3 protein-coding genes, 1 pseudogene and 2 riboswitches are annotated in these 2,397 nt (G+C 64.7%); all 4 genes and pseudogenes read left to right on the forward strand.

The features are described 5' to 3' along the window. Positions 1-467: pseudogene (locus VFA16_RS21025) on the forward strand (glycoside hydrolase domain-containing protein); the annotation flags it as partial. Between the two features lie 68 nt (positions 468-535). Beyond that, positions 536-733: a type II toxin-antitoxin system VapB family antitoxin gene (locus VFA16_RS21030; protein ID WP_324969688.1), complete on the forward strand. Its 198-nt coding sequence runs from the start codon at positions 536-538 to the stop codon at positions 731-733. Further along, positions 730-1,128 carry a type II toxin-antitoxin system VapC family toxin gene (gene vapC / locus VFA16_RS21035; protein ID WP_324969689.1) on the forward strand — a complete coding sequence of 133 codons (399 nt, stop codon included), beginning with the start codon at positions 730-732 and terminating at the stop codon, positions 1,126-1,128. Before VFA16_RS21030 ends, vapC begins: the two co-directional genes overlap by 4 nt. A 186-nt stretch (positions 1,129-1,314) precedes the next feature. Continuing rightward, positions 1,315-1,426, forward strand: a riboswitch (SAM riboswitch). Between the two features lie 30 nt (positions 1,427-1,456). Then, positions 1,457-2,257, forward strand: a complete 801-nt coding sequence (locus tag VFA16_RS21040; protein ID WP_324969690.1) for a hypothetical protein — start codon at positions 1,457-1,459, stop codon at positions 2,255-2,257. A 43-nt stretch (positions 2,258-2,300) separates the two neighbouring features. After that, positions 2,301-2,397: riboswitch (SAM riboswitch) on the forward strand. This riboswitch is flagged as partial in the annotation.

Raw genomic sequence — 2,397 nt, forward strand, 5'->3', positions numbered from 1 at the left:
CGAGCTTTGCAGCGCCGTGGCTTTACAACTACATCGGTCAGCCGTGGAAGACGCAGGAGACGGTCGACCGGGTGCGCAGGGAACTGTTCGGTCCCACGCCCGCGGGCGAGCCGGGCAACGACGACCTGGGTGCGATGTCGAGCTGGTATGTCTGGGCGGCGCTGGGCATGTACCCGATTACGCCGGGGACTGGGATCCTCACCGTGAATACGCCGCTATTCGATCGCGCCGAAATCGCGCTTCCAGCAGGCAAATTCATTCGGATATCGTCGCCTGGGGCATCGAAGGACCTGAAGTACATCAACGGCCTCAGCATTGGCAGCCGGCCCACGGATCAGACGTTTCTTCCGGAGTCGATCATCTGCACGGGCGGCGATGTGGCGTTCTCGCTTTCTGCCTTTCCCGACACTGTCTTGGGAACGGCCGATTCGTCCGCGCCGCCGTCGTTCAGGGCGGGCATTCCGGCGTGACGGTGGCGTCGGCAAGTGATGGCACGTGACCGGTTTTACACAATCAATGGTGTAACTTGATGTGTATGCGGACGAACATAGATATCGACGACGACGTGTTGCGCGAGGCGCAGCGCCTGGTCGGGACCCGAACGAAGCGCGAAACGGTGAACCTCGCGCTGCGCGAACTTGTCGCCCGGCATCGCCAAATCGGCATCCTCGATCTGCGCGGGAAGGTGCAGTGGAGCGGCGACTTGGCCGAGAGTCGTCGCGGCCGCTCGTGATCGTCGTCGATACCAGCGTCTGGATCGACGTCCTAAACGACACCCCCGCACCGCAGGCCCAGCGCTGTGTCGAGCTCATTGAATCAGGAGAACCTATCGCGCTCACTGACGTCGTCCTGACAGAAATCTTGCAAGGGCTGCGGTCGGATCGCGAGGCAGATCTAGTCGAACGGCATTTGCGTGCCTTCCCGATCCTTCGCCTGGAGGCTCTTGATGATTTTATGCTCGCGGCGAAGCTGTATCGGGCGGCGCGACGCGCCGGCGTGACCATCCGTAAAACTCTCGACTGTCTGATCGCCGCTCCCTGCGTACGTACCGGTGCTCCGCTTTTGCATGCCGACGAGGACTTCGACCGGCTCGCTAACTGCACGCCACTTCGGATCTGGACCGGTTGACGGCTATTCGGAAATATGCCGAACCGCTGTCCCCGACTCCCAACACGGTTTGAGGGAAGCCCGGGAACAATCTGCTCGACCAAACGCAACTGCAATACCGAGACCGAGCGCCTGTAGCACCTGGTCGCACCGCGCTCGAGCTGAGCAACCCGAAGTTGTCAGTGCCCCGCGTTACCGTTGTGCCAGCTTCATGAGACGCCGTCGCCAAGCTCCGACTGGACGGCGCGCCAACCCCACGCTCGTGGGTGGCTCGGATGACGAAGCGACCGGCACCCACCGGTGCCGGTAAGAGCGCCTCCACGCGGAGGTTCGACATCGGGAGGTACCCATGGCACATGTTCCAGGCCAGTCACCGGCAGCATCATCTGTGATCCTGCTCGGCGACCACGACACTGCTCGGCACCGTGACGAGTTGACCGAACTAGCGGCGCAGCACGGATGTGCCATCGCGAACGTCTTTTTCTTCGCGCAGGGAGCGGCAGCGTCGAACGACGACCTGACCGAGGTGGATGCGGTTGTGGCGGCGCTGGCGCGCGCCATCGCGGACCGGATACACGTTTGGGTGCCATTCCCGGGGCCCGATTTCGGACGTGAGCAGCACTGGCGACGGCTGAGTCTCGTGCTGCAGCGTCACGGCCTCAACGTTCGGTTCGGACGGGAACTCGCGCCGTGCCCGGCCACTGGCGGGTACAGCGAAGTCGACATCGCGCTGAGGCGGGAAGTCCAGACTGTCGACGACCTCGACAACGCGGCTCTGGCGGCGGCCGGAGTCGAAAGCCTTGGGCGGGAAATCGAACTGGCCCTTGTCGCCGCCGGCGCCGGTGAACCGGTCATGGCGGCGGTGCGACGCGTTCCCGGCGGTGCCGGCACCGAGACCGCTCCGCGAACCGAAAGTGCTTGGCCGCCGGTGCTTCCGGCGCCGACAGTGCCGTGGGCGCAGCGCCAGCCGATGCTGAAGCGCTACGTCCGTTGGCTGGTGCACGACTGCGGCGTCACGCAAGTGGCCACGGCGCGAGTTCTGAACTCAGCGGGTCAACGCACCCCGAAAGGCCGCCGGTGGCGGCCGGCCACGGTGTCCGCGCTGCTCAACGGCCGCTACGACCACGGCGGCGCGGACGCCAGGGCTTGAACTGGCACCAACGTGTCGGTCCGGTGCGCTAACATTCAGTCAGCTTCACGAGATGCCGTCGCCAAGCTCCGACTTGACGGCACGCCAACCCCACGCTCGTGGGTGGCTCGGATGACGAAGCGGCCAGCACCGACAGGTGT

Origin of the sequence: Mycobacterium sp., assembly GCF_035653355.1 — a bacterium.
In the GTDB taxonomy this organism is placed as follows: domain Bacteria; phylum Actinomycetota; class Actinomycetes; order Mycobacteriales; family Mycobacteriaceae; genus Mycobacterium.

What these genes read in the sequence shown, in the direction of transcription:
- VFA16_RS21040 (WP_324969690.1), top strand. Translation starts at nt 1,457, where the DNA reads ATGGCACATGTTCCAGGCCAGTCACCGGCAGCATCATCTGTGATCCTG.
- VFA16_RS21030 (WP_324969688.1), top strand. Translation starts at nt 536, where the DNA reads ATGCGGACGAACATAGATATCGACGACGACGTGTTGCGCGAGGCGCAG.